The sequence below is a fragment of the Bradyrhizobium sp. McL0615 genome (genome assembly GCF_049993905.1).
Taxonomy (GTDB): Bacteria; Pseudomonadota; Alphaproteobacteria; order Rhizobiales; family Xanthobacteraceae; genus Bradyrhizobium.
The window spans coordinates 5,876,621-5,897,915 of sequence record NZ_CP188254.1 but is presented as its reverse complement, the minus strand read 5'-3'; the positions used below and the strand labels follow the sequence as shown (position 1 = coordinate 5,897,915).

Here is a 21,295-nt window from a genome sequence, read left to right as displayed (position 1 = left end):
CAGTCGCGCTTCGGAAGGTTCGCCCACAAGGGCGACGAAAATGAGAGGCCACGATGGCGCAGCAGACATTCACCGGTCGCAAACGCGTTCGCAAGTTCTTCGGACACATCAAGGAAGTTGCCGAGATGCCGAACCTCATCGAGGTTCAGAAGGCGTCCTACGACCAGTTCCTGATGGTCGAGGAGCCCCAGGGCGGTCGGCTGGACGAGGGACTGCAGGCGGTTTTCCGCTCGGTGTTCCCGATTTCGGATTTTTCGGGCACCTCGATGCTGGAATTCGTCCGCTACGAATTCGAGCCGCCGAAGTATGACGTCGACGAGTGCCGCCAGCGCGGCATGACCTATGCTGCGCCGCTGAAGGTGACGCTGCGCCTGATCGTGTTCGATATCGATGAGGAAACCGGCGCCAAGTCGGTGAAGGACATCAAAGAGCAGGACGTCTACATGGGCGACATTCCGCTCATGACCATGAACGGCACCTTCGTCGTCAACGGCACCGAGCGCGTCATTGTTTCTCAGATGCACCGTTCGCCCGGCGTGTTCTTCGACCACGACAAGGGCAAGACCCATTCGTCCGGCAAGCTGTTGTTTGCCGCGCGCGTAATTCCGTATCGCGGTTCCTGGCTCGACATCGAGTTCGACGCCAAGGACATCGTGTTCGCGCGCATCGACCGCCGCCGCAAGATCCCGGTGACCTCGCTGATGTACGCGCTCGGTCTGGACGGCGAGACGATCCTGTCCACTTTCTACAAGAAGATCAATTTCAAGCGCGCCAAGGAAGGCTGGCGCGTGCCGTTCGATGCCGCCCGTTTCCGCGGCTACTCCACCATCAACGACCTGATCGACGCCGATACCGGCAAGGTCGTGCTCGAGGCCGGCAAGAAGCTGACGGTGCGTGCGGCGCGCCAGTTGCAGGAAAAGGGCCTGAAAGCCCTGCGTTTGTCGGACGAAGAGCTGGTCGGGAACTATCTCGCCGAGGATCTCGTCAATCCGAAGACCGGTGAAATCTACGCCGAAGCCGGCGAGGAGTTGACCGAGAAGTCGCTGAAGGCGCTCAACGAGCAGGGCTACAAGGAGTTGCCGCTGCTCGACATCGACCACGTCAATGTCGGCGCCTACATCCGCAACACGCTGCATGCCGACAAGAACATGACGCGTGAAGACGCGCTGTTCGACATCTATCGCGTGATGCGTCCGGGCGAGCCGCCGACCATCGACTCGGCCCAGACCATGTTCCAGTCGCTGTTCTTCGACTCTGAGCGCTATGACCTCTCCGCGGTCGGCCGCGTCAAGATGAACATGCGTCTCGAGCTTGACGCGCCCGACACCCATCGCACGCTGCGCAAGGAAGACATCCTGGCCGTCATCAAGACGCTGGTCGACCTGCGCGACGGCAAGGGCGAGATCGACGACATCGACCATCTCGGCAACCGCCGGGTGCGTTCGGTCGGCGAGCTGATGGAGAACCAGTACCGCATCGGTCTTCTCCGCATGGAGCGCGCGATCAAGGAGCGCATGTCGAGCGTCGACATCGACACCGTGATGCCGCAGGACCTGATCAACGCCAAGCCGGCGGCTGCCGCGGTGCGCGAGTTCTTCGGCTCCTCGCAGCTGTCGCAGTTCATGGACCAGACCAACCCGCTGTCGGAGATCACCCACAAGCGCCGTCTCTCGGCGCTTGGACCGGGCGGTCTGACCCGCGAGCGCGCCGGCTTCGAGGTGCGCGACGTGCATCCGACCCATTACGGCCGCATCTGCCCGATCGAAACGCCGGAAGGCCCGAACATCGGCCTGATCAACTCGCTGGCGACGTTTGCGCGCGTCAACAAGTACGGCTTCGTTGAAACGCCGTATCGCAAGGTCAAGGACGGCCGCGTCACCGAGGAGGTCGTGTACCTCTCGGCGATGGAAGAGGGCCGTTATCGCGTGGCGCAGGCCAACGTGCCGCTCGATGCCAAGGGCCGCTTCACCGAAGACCTGATCATCTGCCGTCACGCCGGCGAGGTGCTGCCGATCACGCCCGACAAGGTCGACTACATGGACGTGTCGCCGAAGCAGCTCGTTTCGGTCGCTGCGGCGCTGATCCCGTTCCTCGAGAACGACGACGCCAACCGCGCGCTGATGGGCTCGAACATGCAGCGCCAGGCGGTGCCGCTGGTTCGCGCCGAGGCGCCGTTCGTCGGCACCGGCATGGAAGGCGTGGTCGCCCGTGACTCCGGTGCTGCGATCGCCGCACGACGTTCGGGCGTGATCGACCAGATCGACGCCACCCGCGTCGTGATCCGCGCCACCGAAGATCTCGATCCCACCAAGTCGGGTGTCGATATCTACCGGCTGATGAAGTACCAGCGTTCCAACCAGTCGACCTGCATCAACCAGCGTCCGCTGGTGAAGGTCGGCGACATCGTCAAGAAGGGCGACATCATCGCCGACGGTCCTTCGACCGATCTCGGAGAACTCGCGCTCGGCCGCAACGTGCTGGTCGCGTTCATGCCGTGGAACGGCTACAACTTCGAAGACTCGATCCTGCTCTCCGAGCGGATCGTGAAGGACGACGTCTTCACCTCGATCCACATCGAGGAGTTCGAGGTGATGGCCCGCGACACCAAGCTCGGACCTGAGGAAATCACCCGCGACATTCCGAACGTTTCGGAAGAAGCGCTGAAGAACCTCGACGAAGCCGGCATCGTCTATATCGGCGCCGAAGTCCGCGCCGGCGACATCCTGGTCGGCAAGATCACGCCAAAGGGCGAAAGCCCGATGACGCCGGAAGAAAAGCTGCTGCGCGCCATCTTCGGCGAAAAGGCTTCCGACGTCCGCGATACCTCGCTCCGCGTGCCGCCCGGCGTGCAGGGCACGATCGTGGAAGTGCGCGTGTTCAACCGTCACGGCGTCGACAAGGACGAGCGTGCGCTGGCGATCGAGCGGGAAGAGATCGAGCGTCTGGCCAAGGACCGCGACGACGAACAGGCGATTCTCGACCGCAACGTCTACGGCCGCCTCGCGGAGCTTCTGGAAAACCGCCAGGGCATCGCCGGTCCCAAGGGCTTCAAGAAGGACACCAAGATCACGCGCGCCGTGCTCGAGGAGTATCCGAAGTCGCAGTGGTGGATGTTTGCCTCGCCGAACGACAAGCTGATGAGCGAAATCGAGGCGATGCGGAAGCAGTACGACGAATCGAAGAAGGGCCTTGAACAGCGCTTCCTCGACAAGGTCGAAAAGCTGCAGCGTGGTGACGAATTGCCGCCCGGCGTGATGAAGATGGTCAAGGTCTTCGTCGCGGTGAAGCGCAAGATCCAGCCCGGCGACAAGATGGCCGGTCGTCACGGCAACAAGGGTGTGGTGTCCAAGATCGTTCCGATCGAGGACATGCCGTTCCTCGAGGACGGTACGCATGCGGACATCGTGCTCAATCCGCTCGGCGTGCCCTCGCGCATGAACGTCGGCCAGATTCTGGAGACGCATCTCGGCTGGGCCTGCGCAGGCCTCGGCAAGCGCATCGGCCAGACCATCGACGCCTATTATCAGAAGCAGGATCTCAAGCCGCTGCGCGAGACCTTGAAGAAGATCTATGGCGACGATGAAACCATCAAGACGCTGAACGACAACGAGCTGATGGAGCTTGGCAAGAATCTGAGCCACGGCGTGCCGATTGCGACGCCGGTGTTCGACGGCGCCAAGGAAGCCGACATCGAGGAGATGCTGAAGCTCGCGGGCTTCGACGCCTCCGGCCAGTCGACCGTCTATGACGGCCGCACCGGCGATGCCTTCGATCGCAAGGTGACGGTGGGCTACATCTACATGCTCAAGCTGCACCATCTGGTCGACGACAAGATCCACGCGCGTTCGATCGGACCGTACTCGCTCGTCACCCAGCAGCCGCTGGGCGGCAAGGCGCAGTTCGGCGGACAGCGTTTCGGCGAAATGGAGGTGTGGGCGCTGGAAGCTTACGGCGCGGCCTACACGCTGCAGGAAATGCTGACCGTGAAGTCGGACGACGTCGCCGGCCGTACCAAGGTGTACGAGGCGATCGTGCGTGGCGACGACACGTTCGAGGCGGGTATCCCGGAATCGTTCAACGTGCTGGTCAAGGAAATGCGCTCGCTCGGCCTCAACGTCGACCTGCACAATTCCAAGGTGGGACCGGCGCCGACGTCCGAGGCGGCTGAGTAACGCTTGAGATTCCATGTCCGGCCGGAAGCGCGAAGCAAACCTTCACGCAGATGGGCCGGGCATTCGCGCTCCTCTCGGACGTTGAGCGGGGCGCGCGCTAAAAAAGAGTTTCGAATTTGCTGCCGGTGACGATCGGCACGCGAGGAGAAGACGATGAACCAAGAAATTATGAATCTCTTCAATCCGACGACACCGGCTCAGGTCTTCGACCAGATCCGGATCTCGATTGCGTCTCCGGAGAAGATTCTGTCCTGGTCCTACGGCGAGATCAAGAAGCCGGAGACCATCAACTACCGGACCTTCAAGCCGGAGCGCGACGGCCTGTTCTGCGCCCGCATCTTCGGGCCGATCAAGGATTACGAGTGCTTGTGCGGCAAGTACAAGCGGATGAAATACAAGGGCATCATCTGCGAAAAGTGCTCGGTCGAAGTGACGCTTTCGCGCGTCCGGCGCGAGCGCATGGGCCACATCGAACTGGCTGCACCCGTTGCCCACATCTGGTTCCTGAAGTCGCTGCCGTCCCGCATCGGCCTTCTGCTCGACATGACGCTGAAGGATCTCGAGCGGATCCTGTACTTCGAATATTACGTCGTGCTGGAGCCGGGCCTGACCGCGCTCAAGGACCGTCAGCTGCTGTCGGAAGACGAGTACCTGAAGGCGCAGGACGAATACGGCCAGGACTCGTTCACCGCCATGATCGGCGCGGAAGCGATCCGCGAGCTGCTGAAGGGGCTTGAGCTCGAAAAGCTCGAGCAGACCCTGCGCGCGGAAATGCACGAGACCGAATCCGACATCAAGCACAAGAAGCTCGCCAAGCGCCTGAAGATCGTCGAGGCCTTCCGCTATTCCGGCAACAAGCCGGAGTGGATGATCCTGACCGTGGTGCCGGTGATTCCGCCGGACCTGCGTCCACTGGTGCCGCTCGACGGCGGCCGCTTCGCGACGTCCGATCTCAACGACCTCTACCGCCGCGTCATCAACCGCAACAACCGCCTGAAGCGGCTGATGGAGCTGCGCGCGCCCGACATCATCATCCGCAACGAAAAGCGCATGCTGCAGGAGGCTGTCGACGCGCTGTTCGACAACGGCCGCCGCGGTCGCGTCATCACCGGCGCCAACAAGCGTCCGCTGAAGTCGCTGGCCGACATGCTCAAGGGCAAGCAGGGCCGCTTCCGGCAGAACCTGCTCGGCAAGCGCGTCGACTATTCGGGCCGTTCGGTGATCGTGGTCGGTCCCGAACTGCGGCTGCATCAGTGCGGCCTGCCGAAGAAGATGGCGCTCGAACTGTTCAAGCCGTTCATCTATTCGCGGCTCGACGCCAAGGGTCTGTCCACCACCGTGAAGCAGGCGAAGAAGCTGGTCGAAAAAGAACGTCCCGAGGTCTGGGATATTCTCGACGAGGTGATCCGCGAGCATCCGGTGCTGCTCAACCGCGCGCCGACGCTGCATCGCCTCGGCATCCAGGCGTTCGAGCCTGTGCTGATCGAAGGTAAGGCGATCCAGCTGCATCCGCTGGTTTGCGCCGCGTTCAACGCCGACTTCGACGGCGACCAGATGGCCGTGCACGTTCCGCTGTCGCTGGAAGCGCAGCTCGAAGCGCGCGTCCTGATGATGTCGACCAACAACATCCTGCATCCCGCCAACGGTCAGCCGATCATTGTGCCGTCGCAGGATATCGTGCTCGGCCTCTATTACGTGTCGATCATGCGCGAAGGCCTGCCCGGCGAGGGCAAGATCTTCGGCGACATGGCCGAACTCGAGCATGCCCTGCATTCGAAGGTCATTCACCTCCACACCAAGATCAAATACCGGTGGGAGGGCATCGACGAGACCGGCAAGCAGGCCAAGCGTTGGATCGAAACCACCGCGGGCCGCGTCATGCTCGGCAACCTGCTGCCGAGCTCGCCGAAAATCTCGTACGACATCATCAACAAGCTGATGACCAAGCGCGAAATCTCCGGCGTGATCGACCAAGTCTACCGTCACTGCGGTCAGAAGGAGACGGTGATCTTCTGCGACCGCATCATGGCGCTCGGCTTCTACAACGCGTTCAAGGCCGGCATCTCGTTCGGCAAGGACGACATGGTCGTGCCGCACTCGAAGTGGAAGATCGTCGACACCACCCGTACGCTGGCGAAGGATTTCGAGCAGCAGTACAATGACGGCCTGATCACCCATGGCGAGAAGTACAACAAGGTGGTCGACGCCTGGTCGAAGGCGACCGAAGAAATCGCCAAGGAGATGATGAAGGAAATCTCCTCGACCAAGAAGACGCCGAAGGGCGCCGACGCCGACATCAACTCGATCTACATGATGGCGCATTCGGGCGCGCGCGGTTCGCCGGCCCAGATGCGTCAGCTCGCCGGTATGCGCGGCCTGATGGCGAAGCCGTCGGGTGAAATCATCGAGACGCCGATCATTTCCAACTTCAAGGAAGGTCTGTCGGTGCTCGAATACTTCAACTCGACCCACGGCGCCCGCAAGGGCCTCGCGGACACCGCGTTGAAGACCGCGAACTCCGGTTACCTGACCCGCCGTCTGGTCGACGTGGCGCAGGACTGCATCATCACGCAGGACGATTGCGGCACCAAGCTCGGCATCAAGATGCGCGCCATCATCGATGCCGGCACGGTGGTTGCGTCGCTGGCGTCGCGTATCCTCGGCCGCACCACGGGCGAGGACCTGCGCGATCCCGCGACCAACAAGGTCGTGGTCAAGCGCGGCACGCTGATGGAAGAGACGCATGTCGACGCCATCCAGCAGGCCGGCATCCAGGAAGTGAAGATCCGTTCGGCCCTGACCTGCGAACTCGTCAACGGCATCTGCGGCAAGTGCTACGGCCGCGATCTCGCCCGCGGCACGCCGGTCAACCACGGTGAAGCGGTCGGCGTCATCGCCGCCCAGTCGATCGGTGAACCCGGCACGCAGCTGACGATGCGCACGTTCCACATCGGCGGCGCGGCGCAGATCAACGAGCAGTCGTTCGTCGAGTCGAATTTCGACGGCAAGGTGACCATCAGGAACAAGGCCATCGCCAGGAACAGCGAAGGCCTCCTGGTCGCGATGGTCCGCAACATGGTCGTTGCGATCACCGATGCCGACGGAACCGAGCGTGCGACCCACCGCATTCAGTACGGCGCGCGCATGCACGTTGACGAGGGCGATACGGTCAAGCGTGGCCAGCGCATCGCGGAATGGGATCCGTACAGCCGTCCGGTTCTTACCGAAGTCGAAGGCACCATCGGGTTCGAGGACCTGGTTGAGGGCCAGTCGATTTCGGAAACGCTTGACGAATCCACCGGTATCGCCAAGCGCGTCGTCATCGACTGGCGCGCGTCGCGGGGCGGGGCGGATCTGCGTCCGGCCATTGTCGTCAAGGGCAAGGACGGCAAGGTGCTGAAGCTCGCACGTGGCGGCGATGCCCGCTACATGCTGTCGGTCGACGGCATTCTGTCGGTCGACGTCGGTGCCAAGGTCAAGGCCGGCGACATCCTGGCGCGTATCTCCACGGAAAGCGCCAAGACCCGTGACATCACCGGCGGTCTGCCGCGGGTGGCCGAACTGTTCGAGGCCCGCAAGCCAAAGGACGCGGCGATCATCGCGGAAATCGCGGGCACCATCCGCTTCGGCCGCGACTACAAGAACAAGCGCCGCATCTCGATCGAGCCGATGGACAAGACCGAGGAGACCAGAGAGTACCTGATCCCGAAGGGCAAGCACATCCATCTGCAGGACGGCGACATCGTCGAAAAGGGCGATTTCATCGTCGAAGGCAATCCGGCGCCGCACGACATCCTGGCGATCAAGGGCATCGAGGAACTCGCTGCCTATCTGGTCAACGAAATCCAGGAAGTCTACCGGCTGCAGGGCGTGCTCATCAACGACAAGCACATCGAGGTGATTGTCCGTCAGATGCTGCAGAAGATCGAGGTTACCGACCAGGGCGACACCGACCTGATCTCGGGCGAACAGGTCGACAAGATCGAGTTCGACGCGCTCAACGTCAAGGCAAAGGAAGAGGGCAAGAAGCCCGCCACGGGAACGCCGGTTCTGCTCGGCATCACCAAGGCGAGCCTGCAGACCCGCTCGTTCTTCTCGGCGGCCTCGTTCCAGGAGACCACCCGCGTGCTCACCGAAGCCGCCGTCAACGGCAAGGTGGATCCGCTGGAAGGCCTCAAGGAGAACGTCATTGTCGGCCGGCTGATCCCGGCGGGCACCGGCGCCTCGATGGCCAAGATCCGCGAAGTCGCGGTCAAGCGCGACAAACTGATTCTCGACGAGCGCGAGAAGCAGTCGGCGATCGTGCCGAGCGCGCCGGAACCGGAACCGCTGGCGTTGCCGCCGGCGGAGTAAGGCTCCACCAGGTTTCGACCAACGGGTAAGTTCCGATCGACAAAGAAAGCCGGCTGCGAAGCCGGCTTTTGCTTTTCAGGGGCCTGGTCTGCGCTTCACCCCAGCTTCACCCATCAGGGTGATACGTGTTACCAAATGATGGTGCGCTGCCTGACCCCTGTGAACGGTCCTTTCGATTGCCGATGAACGCATCAATTGACCCCGAACGCCTGATCGATCGCATTTATGAGGCCGGACTGATTCCCTCGCTTTGGCCGGCGCTGCTTGGCGAACTCGGTGCAGCGGTCGGCGGTAACGGCGGCTTTCTGTTCGGCGTGCGGGATGGATACACGAGCGCGGTCAATTCGGTCGAATATGACCAGCTGATGCCGGCTTTCCTGGGAGAGGGATGGAGCGAACGCGATCCCCTCCTGCCGCGCGCCATCGCCCTCAATCATGCGGGGTTCGTCACCGACTACGACCTCCTCTCGGAGGAGGAAATTGCGACCAACGAAGTCTATTGCAATTTTTACCGCAAGCACGGCATCGGCTACCGGGCCGGAACGCTGATCCCGATGCCGATCGGCGATTCAATCGCCATTGTGCTGCCGCGGCATCAGGATCGTGGCCCGGTGCCGTGGGAGGTCGTCGCCTTGCTGGATGGACTGCGGCCGCATCTGGCCCGCGCCTCCCTGGCGGCAAACCGCCTTGGCTTCGAGCGCGCACGTGCCCAGGTGGATGCATTGCAGGCGCTGGGCCTGCCGGGCGCGATGCTGCGCGAGTCTGGCTGGGTGTTGGCGACGAACGGCCTGTTCGATGCGCTGGTGCCTTCGCTGTTCCAGGATCGCGCCCAGCGCGTGACGATCGCGGACGTCGCCGCGGATGCGCTGCTCGCCGAAGCGCTCGGCGCGCTGCCGCTTGCCGGCAGTCGGACCGTGAAATCCATACCGGTCGCCGCGACGGTGGGTCACGTGCCGATGGTGCTGCATGTCATCCCCGTGCGCGGCTCCGCACGCGATATCTTCGCCCAGGCCACCGCGCTATTGGTGGTGACGCCGGTCGACCGCGCCGCGGTGCCGACTGCGGAGGTCCTGCAAGGCCTGTTCGACCTGACGCCGGCGGAAGCGCGGGTGGCGCGGGGCATCGGCCAGGCCGAAACCATCGATACACTTGCAGATGCGACCGGCGTCAACCGGGAAACGGTGCGCAGCCAGCTCAAGGCCGTACTGTCCAAGACCGGTCTTTCGCGCCAGCAGGAGCTGGTCAGCCTGCTCTCCGGCAAGGCGTTCCGTGGCGGTTAGGTGGATACGGCTCCGGGGCAGAACCGCTGACCCTTCCGCCGGCCGCATAAGGCTTCCGCAAGAATACGGTGCGAAGACAAAAGGCCGGCGCAAGGCGGCCATTTTGCTGCTTTCTTTCATTGCTGCGTTGCGAGGGCCTGCTTTGTTCATCTTCCCTTCAGGGTGAAAAGCGCTTTTGCTAATGTGGTTTAGACCGGCTGCTTTCCGAAACGCGGGGAGCACCGGAGGGCGACGGAAAAGACATGTTGGATCTTGCAATCGTAGGCGGCGGCCCCGGCGGGCTGATGAGCGCCTGGTATTTGAAGAAAAAGCTCGGCGATCTCTGCCGCGTCACGATCTACGAGGCGTCCGACCGCGTCGGCGGCAAGATCGTCTCGCGCAAATTCGATTCCGCGCCGGCGATGTACGAGGCGGGCGTTGCCGAAATCTACGATTATTCGATGACCGGCCCGGATCCCTTAAGGGAACTGATTCAGCATTTCGGCCTGCAGACGATACCGATGGACGCCGAGCAGGTGCAACTTGACGGGGAACTGCTCAACGACGTGCCGGGCATGCGCCGCAAATACGGCGCGAAAACCGCTGATGCGATCGAGGCGTTCCGTAAGCGCTGCTCCGACATGGTGTCGCCGATCGAATATTACGAAGGCGTCGGCGCTCACGATAACGAGCATCCGTGGGCCTACATCACCTGCGAGGAACTGCTCGACCGGGAAGTCGACGATCCCACCGCCAAGCGCTTCCTTAAAGCGATGGCGCGGTCCGATCTCGCAACCGAAAGCCACAACACCAACGGCCTGAACGCGCTGAAGAACTTCGTGATGGATATCGACGGCTATATCGGCCTGTATTCGATCCAGAACGGCAACGAGCAACTGATCGAATGCCTGCGCTCGGAAGTCGACGCCGATATCCAGCTCAACCATCGCGTGCTCAAGGTCGGCAAGACCGACTCCGGTCGCTACGAACTCAACATGATGAACGGGAAGGGGCCGGAGACGCGGGATTTCGATCTGGTGCTGATGTGCTTGCCGCATTCCTGGCTCGCCACCATGCGCTGGGATGGCGAAGCGCTACGCAAGTCGATGGTCAAGCACGTCGCCTATTTCGACCGTCCGGCGCATTACCTTCGGGTTTCGATTCTGTTCGACGAACCGTTCTGGGGCGAGAAGATCCCCGGCGCCTGGTTCATGTCGGAAGCGTTCGGCGGCTGCTGCGTCTACAATGAGGGCGCCCGCCACGACGTCGGCAAGCACGGCGTGCTCAACTGGCTGATCGCCGGATCGGACGCGCTGGCGTTCGCCAATCTGAGCGATCAGGAACTGATCGACGCCGCGCTGAAATCGTTGCCGGCCTCGCTCGGCAACGCGCGCGATCATTTCATGGAAGGCAAGATCCACCGCTGGCTGTCATCGGTGAATGCGCTGCCGGGCGGCCTGCCGGTGCGCGACGTCATGACCAACCATCGGCCGGAGCCGAAAGAGCATCCGGGAATCGTCGTGGTCGGCGACTATCTGTTCGATTCGACGCTGAACGGCCTGCTCGATTCCTCCGACGCCGCCACCGATATCATTCTGACCGAGATGATGCGGCTGCGCCGCGCCCATGCGCAGCAAAGCGAGGCAACGTCCGACAAGATCGACCGCAGCTATTTCGAGAATTACCGTGGCCTCGGGCCCTACAGCGAAGTCTGGAACCAGTTTACCGATCTGGCCTATCTGACGAACCTGATCAAGATCGTCTGGAACAGGGCCAGGGGCTACAAGCTGCTGGTTGCTGGCTCAGCCAGCGGCGAGCTGGTGGGCGCGCTGCGCGAGCGCGGCATCGATGCCTGGGGCATCGAGAACAACAAGGCCATCCACGCCAAGACGCCGAAGGCGCTGAAAAAGTACAACAAGCTCGGCTCCATCCTCGACATGCCGTTCAAGGAAGACGAATTCGATTTCGTGTTCGAGACCAGCCTTTGCCACGTCGTCGAAAAGCAGGTCCCGCGGGCGGTGCGCGAACTCAACCGCGTCGTTAAGACCGGGCTCGTGTTCGGATCTGTCACCTCGGACATGGCGCCGGCGCTGATCGACCGCTACGACCTGTTGCGCGGCGTGAAGAAGCTCGGCACCTGGTGGGAATGGTCTGAATTGTTCTTCGGAAACGGCTTCGACCTCTCGATGCACCGCCGCGACTGCACCGATGCGGTGTGGGCGGCGACGCTGGCCGCCAACAAGGGGCCGGGACAGTGGTACGCCGACGCCGACAGCCTGCGCTATTCGTTCTTTGACAAGGTCGAATCGGGCGATTGAGGTCCGACTGGTTGTATCAAGGCGCGAGCGGCTCCGATGAACCAGGGCCGGTCGTGCCAAATGTTTGCCGAATTGATCCCGATCGCATAGAATCCGTAGCGGTAGCGCTTGCCGCTGCCGCGTTCGATTTGCGGTCATGCCGGCCGTGCAGCATCGGTTGGTTTCATGGCGCCCAAGCCTCCATCCCCGGATGATCAGAATCCCGCGCCGGCGGATGATCCTGAGCTTGCGAAGAAGCTCGCGCCCGGGGCTGCAGGTGCGCCCCCCGCAGGTGGCAAGCCGATCGCCGCGCCTCCTGACGAAGGCAAGGACGACGAAGAGGACGAGCTGGAGCTCGACGACGATGATGATGACGAGGACCTCGTCGTCTTCACCGCCAAGGAAGCCGCCGGCGCGATGGCCACCATCTACGGCTTCGTTCGGCCGTATCTGGGCAATTACCGGAAGCTGCTCGCCTTCGTGACGTTCGGCGTTCTCGTCGAGACGCTGTTCAACGTCATCATGCCGCTGAGCCTCAAATTCCTGATCGACGACGCGCTCGGCGAGGAGGACTTTCAGGCGCTCTACAAGATCCTCGGCGTGCTCGCGGTCGCCGGCATCATCACCTCAATCATCGCGGTCTGGTATGAGCGCTGGGATGCGCGGCTGGCGGCGTCGATCATTGCCGACGTGCGAAACCGGCTGTTCGAGCATGTCCAGAACCTGCCGTCCTCGTATTTCGCCCGCACCAAGCGCGGCGAAATCCTCTCGCGCTTCTCGATCGACCTTGCGGCCTTCGAAGGTTCGGTCAAGACCTTCGCCAACAGCGCCGCGCTGCCGTTCCTGGAGCTGATCGCCGGCATCATCCTGATGCTGTTTCTGAACTGGCAGCTCGCAGCGGTGGCGCTATTGGTATTTCCGATCACGCTGATCGGGCCGCGGATCCTCACGCCGAAGGCGGTGCAGGCGAATTACGAGCAGAAGCTCAACGAATCGGCGTTGCTCGGCACGGTGCAGGAAAACGTGGCCGCGCAGGCAGTGGTCAAGGCGTTCAGCCTGCAGCGGCGCACGCTGGGCTGGTTCACCATGCGCAACCAGGAAGTGCGCATCAAGACCGCGTCCGCGGTCTTCCTCTCCACGATGGTGGAGCGCACCGTCACCATTTCGGTGTTGCTGCTGCACCTCGTGGTGCTGGCGATCGGCGCCTATCTCGCCACCAAGGGCCAGATCACCATCGGCACCTTCGTCACCTTCGAAAGTGCGTTCTGGGAGGTGTCCTACAACATCGCCCATCTGATGCATTTCATTCCGGTGTCGATCCAGTCGGCGGCGGCGGTGCGGCATATCCAGGAACTGCTGGACGAGCCGACGCGCGGCGCCGATCGCCCGGGCGCGCCCGATTTGCCGCCCATCACCAACGACATCAGCTTCGAGCGCGTCACCTTCGCCTACGAAGGCAGCGCGACGCCGGTGCTGGATAATTTCAGCCTCAAGCTTGGCGTGGGAAAACGGATCGCGATCGTCGGCCCCAGCGGCTCGGGCAAGAGCACGCTGCTCAATCTGATTCTGCGGCTTTACGTGCCGGACGAGGGGCGGGTGGCCATCGATGGCGTCGATATCCGCCGCGTCACACGGGAGTCGCTGCGCAGGGGCATGGCGGTCGTGTTCCAGGAAAACATGCTGTTCAACATGTCGATCCGCGAAAACATCCGGCTCGGCAAGGAGGGCGCCAGCGACGAGGAGGTCGTGGCGGCCGCGCGCAAGGCCGAGATCCACAGCTACATCATGAGCCTGCCGCAGAAATACGACACGCCGGTCGGCGAGCGCGGCGACACGCTGTCGGGCGGCCAGCGCCAGCGCATCGCGATCGCGCGTGCGGTCATCCGCAATCCCTCGCTGCTGCTGCTCGACGAAGCGACCTCGGCGCTCGACCAGACCACGGAAGCCGCGATCAACCGCACGCTTCTCAACGTGGCGGAAGGGCGCACCATGATCTGGTCGACCCACCGCCTGACGTCGGTGGTGGAGATGGACGAGATCATCGTGATTTCAGGCGGCAAGGCGATCGAGCGCGGCTCGCATGTGCAGCTGCTCGCCGCCAACGGCGTCTATCGCAAGCTCTGGGACGACCAGGGCCATACGCCGCACAACGCCGCCGCTCAGGCCGACGAAGACGATGACGACGATGATGACGATGACGACGAGTAGTCCGGACCGCCGCGGCCAGGAAATGTCAGACGAGAATTGTAATGAAGGTCGTTGGGCGACTTGAAAGCGTTTGGCGTTACCCGGTCAAAAGCATGCCGGGAGAATCGCTACCCGAGGCCTATGTCAGCTTTGCCGGTGTGCTCGGCGACCGGCTCTATGCTGTCCATCATGCGGGCGCGCCCAAGGCCTTTCCATTCCTCACCGCACGAAGCAGGAAGGAAATGCTGCGATTTCGGCCGAGGTTTCGTCATCCCGAGCTGACGCTTGTGCCTGATAACCTGACCGAAGCAGAAATCCGTGGTCCCGGCCTGACACCACTGTTTCCGTTAAGCGAAGATCTGGCGCTTGAGATCGAGGCGCCGAACGGACAAACGCTGTCCGCGTCCGATCCGGCGCTGCCGGGCTTGATCGGAGGTGATCAGCTCAACGCTTCCGAGCTGACCATCATACGCTCGGACCGAGCCATGACGGATTGTCGCCCGCTTTCGTTGCTCGCAACCCAGACGATTGACGGAATCGGCCGCGCGGTCGGCTTGACGCTCGACAAGCGCCGCTTTCGCGAAAACCTCTATCTCGATCTCAATGGCGGTGAAAGCTTTGCCGAAGACGCATTCGTTGGCCGACAATTGCGGATCGGTCCGAAACTGACGGTCCACATTCTGGAACGCGATATCCGTTGCCGCATGATCAGCATTGATCCGGACTCGCTCGACGAGAATCCTGACATTTTGCGGCATGTAGCCAAGAATCATGACGGGACAGCCGGGGTGTACGCCGCCGTACTGGTGGAGGGTCTGGTTCGCCCGGGTGACGATATCGTCCTTCAGGATTAGTCCGGTCAGGCCGACGTCGATAATGACGATGACGACGGCGAGGCGTGAGCCCGGCGGGTTGGCGCCGCGCCGATCCGGTTTCGCATCCGCCGCAAGTGGCCTTCGCCGAACCACGCCAGGAAGCGCGCCCAGCGCTGTGCGCGCCAGTATAGCCCGTTCTCGATCGTGACCTTGCGGAAGCTGATGGCCTTGGCCATCGACCAGGCGTCGCAGGCCTGCTTGACCGGATCGTCGTAGAAGGACGCGATCTTGTCCGCGCCCATGCCCTCGGTCGCCAGCCAGGCGGGGATATGGACGTTGCAGAGCTGGGCGACGTCGGTGAACACCTTGTCGGTGCCGGTGCCGGTAACCGGGCAGGTGGCCGCAAAGGCGTCGCCGACCAGAACGATTCCGGGCTGGCGATAGCCGGTGGAGACGTAGACATCGGCAGGTCGGATCTTGACGTCGCCGGCAACGGCGTATTCGCCGGTGATGCGGCGCAGCCTGGGCAGCACGGCGTTCATGGTCTCGACCGGCTTCTTCCGCATCTCGCGCAGCCAGGGATCGTCGACCTCGCGGTAGACGAACAGGTTGGCCCGCATCCGGTTTTCGATCGGGAACAGCGTCACATAGGCGACGCGCTCCTTTACCCGTTCCGAAAAGTAGGTAAGCGCCGGAAATTCGAAGGCCGGCCGTCCGACCGGCACCATGTCGAATCCGATCGAGATGGAATGGCTGACGCTGAGTATCTGGCGCTCGATGCCGAGAAGGTGGCGCAGCCCGACACTCAGGCCGTTGGCCAGCACGACCAGGCGGGCCGAAATGGTTTCGCCGTTGGACAGCGTGAGCTTCTGCCGTTCTGCGCTGGTCGAGACATCGGTCACCTTGGCGTGGATGAGTTCGGCGGGGGCTGCGATTTCCGCCCGGACCGCGCCGATCAGCGCGTCGTACATGATGCCGTATTGGCGGCTCGGCTTCTTGTCGAGCAAATAGCCGAATCGCGCGATCCAGTTTTCGCCGTCATGGGTCGCCGAGCGCAGCACCGAATCGGCGATTCCGGTCTGGTAGAAACGATCGAGCTGCTCGTCGCCGCTGATTTTTTCGACGCGGAAGTCGAATGGATAGACCTGATGCGGATCGATCAGAGCAGTTGAGATCCCCGCACGTCCGAGCACGGCGGCCGCGGTCGAGCCGGCAAGGCCGCCGCCGATGATCGCAATGTCGGTGTATTTCATAGGGAATCTCAGCCGGGGTGCGACACTTTTGCACCCGGAATGGCAAATAAAGGCTTAGCCGGCAGCTCGCCTTGGTCCGGATTCCCCGAGAATAATGTTTCTGGTTGTATTTATCCGGGTAAAAATAACGATTCGGGTGGCGCAGGGCAGGGCGGAACACTATCTGTTTCGGACGTCGCGAATTCACTTCCGCGCTTGGCGCATTCCCGCGAAGCACTGAATCCGCAGACGCCATAGGCATTTCGAGCGTTCTCGTTTCGCTTGACTTAGCTATCCACCGCTTATAGAAGACGGCCACTTAACGACAGGCGGTGAGCAACGCCAACGTCGGAACGGAACACCCTTTCAAATCCTTACGGAAGTTTCCTAAGGGACCTGGACGGGCACCAACCTCGACGAATGCCGCTCAAACGCTGTCGATTATATTGCTAGGCACTGCCAGGACGATTTTGGTTCTCTTGAGCACGTTCTCTTGAGAGTGAATTCGGATGCATGACCTCGGTAGCAGGCCGGACAGCGAAAGCTGATCGGTCTTCAGTCGCGGTCCTCTGTGGCGTCGAAGCGCTTTCCGCTCAGCGATGAGTGGTTGGCGTGATTTCGTTTTGCGTGGAAGTTTTTTCACGCCAAGCGGGCCGAACGGAACGGCTAGTTCCGAGAAGAAATTTGCGAAAGCCATTCAAGGTTTCGCGCGAACTAAAGGGTGAAGGCTGACATGCCGACGATCAACCAGCTGATCGCAAATCCGCGTGCGGTGCAGAAGTCACGCAAGAAGGTGCCGGCGCTGCAGCAGTCGCCGCAGAAGCGCGGCGTTTGCACGCGCGTCTACACCACGACCCCGAAGAAGCCGAACTCGGCACTTCGTAAGGTCGCCAAGGTGCGCCTGACCAACGGCTTCGAAGTGATCGGCTACATCCCGGGTGAAGGTCATAACCTTCAGGAGCACTCGGTGGTCATGATCCGCGGCGGCCGCGTCAAGGATTTGCCCGGCGTGCGCTACCACATCCTCCGCGGCGTCCTCGATACCCAGGGCGTCAAGAACCGTAAGCAGCGTCGTTCGAAGTACGGCGCGAAGCGTCCGAAGTAAGCGGGAACAGATCAGATGTCTCGTCGCCATTCTGCTGAAAAGCGTGAAGTGAACCCGGATCCGAAGTTCGGGAACGTCATCATCACGAAGTTCATGAACTCGATCATGTACGACGGCAAGAAGTCTGCCGCCGAGAGCATCGTCTATGGCGCGCTCGCCATGATCGAAACCAAGACCAAGCAGGGTCCGCTGCCGGTGTTCGAGCAGGCGCTGGAAAACGTCATGCCGACCATCGAAGTGCGGTCGCGCCGCGTCGGTGGCGCCACCTACCAGGTGCCGGTCGAAGTGCGCTCGGTTCGCCGTCAGGCGCTGGGTATTCGCTGGATCATCACTGCAGCGCGCGAGCGCAATGAAAAGACGATGACGGAGCGGCTCTCGGCCGAGCTGCTCGACGCGTCGAACAACCGGGGTAACGCCGTCAAGAAGCGTGAAGACGTGCACCGGATGGCGGAAGCCAACCGTGCCTTCTCGCACTATCGCTGGTAACGGCGAAACACGGATTTAAGGAACAGACAATGCCCCGCGTTCATGCCATTGAGAACTACCGCAATTTCGGCATCATGGCGCATATCGATGCCGGCAAGACCACGACCACCGAGCGCATCCTCTATTACACCGGCAAGAGCCACAAGATCGGCGAAGTGCACGAAGGTGCCGCGACGATGGACTGGATGGAGCAGGAGCAGGAGCGTGGCATCACGATCACTTCCGCTGCGACCACCGCGTTCTGGAACGGCAAGCGCCTGAACATCATCGACACCCCCGGCCACGTCGACTTCACCATCGAAGTCGAGCGCAGCTTGCGCGTGCTCGACGGCGCCGTATGCGTGCTCGATTCCAACCAGGGTGTCGAACCACAGACCGAGACCGTCTGGCGCCAGGGTGACAAGTACAAGGTTCCGCGCATCGTCTTCGCCAACAAGATGGATAAGACCGGTGCCGACTTCTATAAGTGCATGAAGGATATCGTTGATCGCCTCGGCGCCAAACCGATTGCGATCCAGCTTCCGATTGGATCCGAGAATAATTTCAAGGGCCTGGTAGATCTCGTCCGCATGAAGGGCGTGATCTGGGAAGAAGAGAAGCTCGACGCCAAGTTCTCAGACGTCGATATCCCCGAGGATATGCTTGAGAAGGCGAAGGAATACCGCGAGAAGTTGCTGGAAGCTGCCGTCGAACTCGACGACGAAGTTCTCGCTGCTTACCTCGATGGCAACGAGCCCGATGAGGCGACGTTGAAGCGCATGATCCGCAAGGCCGTGCTGACCGGCGCCTTCTATCCTGTGCTGTGCGGCTCGGCCTTCAAGAACAAGGGCGTGCAGCCGCTGCTCGACGCCGTCGTTGATTACTTGCCGTCGCCGGTCGACGTGCCCGCGATCAAGGGCATTGATGACGACGGCAACGAAGTGGTGCGCAAGGCGGACGACAAGGAGCCGCTGGCTCTGCTCGCGTTCAAGATCATGGACGACCCGTTCGTCGGCACCATCACGTTCTGCCGCATCTACTCTGGCGTTCTTGCCAGCGGCACCGGCGTGGTCAATTCGACTCGCGAGAAGAAGGAACGTATCGGCCGCATGTTGCTGATGCATGCGAACAACCGTGAAGACATCAAGGAAGCCTATGCCGGCGACATCGTGGCACTTGCGGGCCTGAAGGAAGCGCGCACCGGTGACACGCTGTGCGATCCCGACAAGCAGGTGATCCTGGAAAAGATGGAATTCCCGGAGCCGGTGATCGAAATCGCGATCGAGCCGAAGTCGAAGGCCGACCAGGAAAAGCTGGGTGTTGCGCTGGCGAAGCTCGCCGCGGAAGATCCGTCGTTCCGGGTGTCGACCGATCAGGAGTCCGGCCAGACCATTCTGAAGGGCATGGGCGAACTCCATCTCGACATCAAGGTCGACATCCTGCGCCGCACCTACAAGGTCGACGCCAACATCGGCGCGCCGCAGGTGGCGTTCCGCGAGCGGGTCACCAAGCGCGCCGAGGTCAAGTACACGCACAAGAAGCAGACCGGTGGTACCGGTCAGTTTGCCGAAGTGTCGATCATCGTCGAGCCGAACGAGCCCGGCAAGGGCTACGAGTTCGAATCGAAGATCGTCGGTGGCGCGGTGCCGAAGGAATACATCCCCGGCGTCGAAAAGGGCCTCAACAGCGTGATGGGTTCGGGCGTGGTCGCCGGCTTCCCGGTGGTGGACGTCAAGGTCCAGCTGGTCGACGGCAAGTATCACGACGTCGACTCCTCGGCGCTGGCCTTCGAAATCGCATCGCGCGCGGCATTCCGCGAAGCGCTGCAGAAGGGCAAGTCCGTTCTGCTCGAGCCGATCATGAAGGTCGAGGTGGTGACCCCGGAAGACTATACCGGTTCGGTCATCGGCGACCTGAATTCCCGGCGCGGCCAGATTCAGGGCCAGGACATGCGCGGCAACGCCAACGTCATCAACGCGATGGTGCCGCTCATGAACATGTTCGGGTACGTGAATAACCTGCGCTCGATGAGCCAGGGACGCGCGACCTTTACGATGCAATTCGATCACTACGCTGAAGCGCCGGCGAACGTGTCGGCAGAAGTCCAGAAGAAGTTTGCCTGATTGTCGTTGGTTCAAAGCTAACGACTGAACGGAGAGTCAAATGGCCAAAGCAAAGTTTGAACGTAATAAACCGCACTGCAACATCGGAACCATCGGTCACGTCGACCATGGCAAGACCTCGCTGACCGCAGCGATCACCAAGGTGCTGGCTGAAACCGGCGGTGCGACGTTCACGGCGTACGACCAGATCGACAAGGCGCCGGAAGAGAAGGCGCGCGGCATCACGATCTCGACCGCCCACGTCGAATACGAAACCCAGAACCGGCACTACGCCCACGTCGATTGTCCGGGCCACGCCGACTACGTGAAGAACATGATCACCGGTGCAGCCCAGATGGACGGCGCGATCCTGGTCGTGTCGGCCGCCGACGGCCCGATGCCGCAGACCCGCGAGCACATCCTGCTCGCCCGTCAGGTCGGCGTTCCCGCGCTCGTCGTGTTCCTGAACAAGTGCGACATGGTCGACGATCCGGAACTGCTCGAACTCGTCGAGCTCGAAGTCCGCGAACTGCTCTCGAAGTACGAATTCCCGGGCGACACCATCCCGATCGTCAAGGGCTCGGCGCTGGCCGCCCTCGAAGACAAGGACAAGGCGCTGGGTCACGACGCCATCCTCGAGCTGATGAAGCAGGTCGACGCCTACATTCCGCAGCCGGAGCGTCCGATCGACCAGCCGTTCCTGATGCCAGTGGAAGACGTGTTCTCGATCTCGGGCCGCGGTACGGTTGTGACCGGTCGCGTCGAGCGCGGTATCGTGAAGGTCGGCGAGGAAATCGAAATCGTCGGTCTGCGCGACACCCAGAAGACCATCGTCACCGGCGTCGAAATGTTCCGCAAGCTGCTCGATCAGGGCCAGGCCGGCGACAACATCGGTGCGCTGCTCCGCGGTACCAAGCGCGAGGAAGTCGAGCGTGGCCAGGTGCTGTGCAAGCCGGGTTCGGTCAAGCCGCACACCAAGTTCAAGGCTGAGGCTTACATCCTGACCAAGGAAGAGGGCGGTCGTCACACCCCGTTCTTCACCAACTACCGGCCCCAGTTCTACTTCCGCACCACCGACGTGACCGGCGTCGTGCATCTGCCCGAAGGCACCGAAATGGTGATGCCGGGCGACAACATCGCGATGGAAGTGCACCTGATCGTGCCGATCGCGATGGAAGAAAAGCTGCGCTTCGCGATCCGTGAAGGCGGCCGCACCGTCGGTGCCGGCGTCGTCGCAAGCATCATCGAGTAAAGAGAAAACGAAAAGCGGGTAGCGAAGGATTTCTTTCGCTACCCGCCGCTCACTAC

At 61.9% G+C, this 21,295-nt stretch carries 11 protein-coding genes; 10 read left to right on the top strand and 1 reads right to left on the bottom strand.

Going from position 1 to position 21,295, the window contains the following annotated elements:
- Window positions 1-53: 53 nt before the first annotated feature.
- The 6 genes from rpoB to ACPPVP_RS28215 all read left to right on the top strand — a co-directional run bounded on the left by rpoB (window position 54) and on the right by ACPPVP_RS28215 (window position 15,122).
- A complete protein-coding gene (gene rpoB / locus ACPPVP_RS28240) occupies window positions 54-4,172 on the top strand; it encodes a DNA-directed RNA polymerase subunit beta (RefSeq protein ID WP_025588701.1) in 4,119 nt (1,372 codons plus the stop codon).
- 153 nt (window positions 4,173-4,325) lie between these two features.
- A complete protein-coding gene (gene rpoC, locus ACPPVP_RS28235) occupies window positions 4,326-8,525 on the top strand; it encodes a DNA-directed RNA polymerase subunit beta' (RefSeq protein WP_426526524.1) in 4,200 nt (1,399 codons plus the stop codon).
- Between the two features lie 182 nt (window positions 8,526-8,707).
- Complete coding sequence (locus ACPPVP_RS28230) at window positions 8,708-9,805, top strand: helix-turn-helix transcriptional regulator (RefSeq protein WP_426526522.1); 1,098 nt, start codon at window positions 8,708-8,710, stop codon at window positions 9,803-9,805.
- A 242-nt stretch (window positions 9,806-10,047) separates the two neighbouring features.
- Window positions 10,048-12,102, top strand: a complete 2,055-nt coding sequence (locus tag ACPPVP_RS28225) for an FAD-dependent oxidoreductase (protein WP_426526520.1) — start codon at window positions 10,048-10,050, stop codon at window positions 12,100-12,102.
- Window positions 12,103-12,267: 165 nt separating this feature from the next.
- On the top strand, window positions 12,268-14,289 hold the full coding sequence (locus ACPPVP_RS28220) for an ABC transporter ATP-binding protein (RefSeq protein WP_426526518.1): 2,022 nt from the start codon (window positions 12,268-12,270) through the stop codon (window positions 14,287-14,289).
- A gap of 92 nt (window positions 14,290-14,381) precedes the next feature.
- Entirely contained in the window at window positions 14,382-15,122 is a 741-nt protein-coding gene (locus ACPPVP_RS28215) for an MOSC domain-containing protein (RefSeq protein ID WP_426526516.1), read from the top strand.
- Window positions 15,123-15,127: 5 nt separating this feature from the next.
- Here the strand turns inward: ACPPVP_RS28215 and ACPPVP_RS28210 are convergent, their stop codons facing one another.
- Window positions 15,128-16,336 (bottom strand): FAD-dependent oxidoreductase, encoded by a 1,209-nt coding sequence (locus ACPPVP_RS28210; protein WP_426526514.1) that lies wholly within the window; start codon window positions 16,334-16,336, stop codon window positions 15,128-15,130.
- A 712-nt stretch (window positions 16,337-17,048) separates the two neighbouring features.
- On the opposite strand from ACPPVP_RS28210, the gene rpsL reads away from it, so the two are divergent.
- From rpsL to tuf, 4 genes are read left to right on the top strand one after another with little or no spacing between them, the layout of a single operon-like run.
- On the top strand, window positions 17,049-17,420 hold the full coding sequence (rpsL, locus tag ACPPVP_RS28205) for a 30S ribosomal protein S12 (RefSeq protein WP_025588683.1): 372 nt from the start codon (window positions 17,049-17,051) through the stop codon (window positions 17,418-17,420).
- A 15-nt stretch (window positions 17,421-17,435) separates the two neighbouring features.
- Entirely contained in the window at window positions 17,436-17,906 is a 471-nt protein-coding gene (rpsG, locus tag ACPPVP_RS28200) for a 30S ribosomal protein S7 (RefSeq protein WP_057849131.1), read from the top strand.
- A 29-nt stretch (window positions 17,907-17,935) separates the two neighbouring features.
- Window positions 17,936-20,008 (top strand): elongation factor G, encoded by a 2,073-nt coding sequence (fusA, locus tag ACPPVP_RS28195; protein ID WP_426526511.1) that lies wholly within the window; start codon window positions 17,936-17,938, stop codon window positions 20,006-20,008.
- A 40-nt stretch (window positions 20,009-20,048) separates the two neighbouring features.
- On the top strand, window positions 20,049-21,239 hold the full coding sequence (gene tuf, locus ACPPVP_RS28190) for an elongation factor Tu (protein WP_426526509.1): 1,191 nt from the start codon (window positions 20,049-20,051) through the stop codon (window positions 21,237-21,239).
- The last annotated feature ends 56 nt before the right edge of the window (window positions 21,240-21,295 follow it).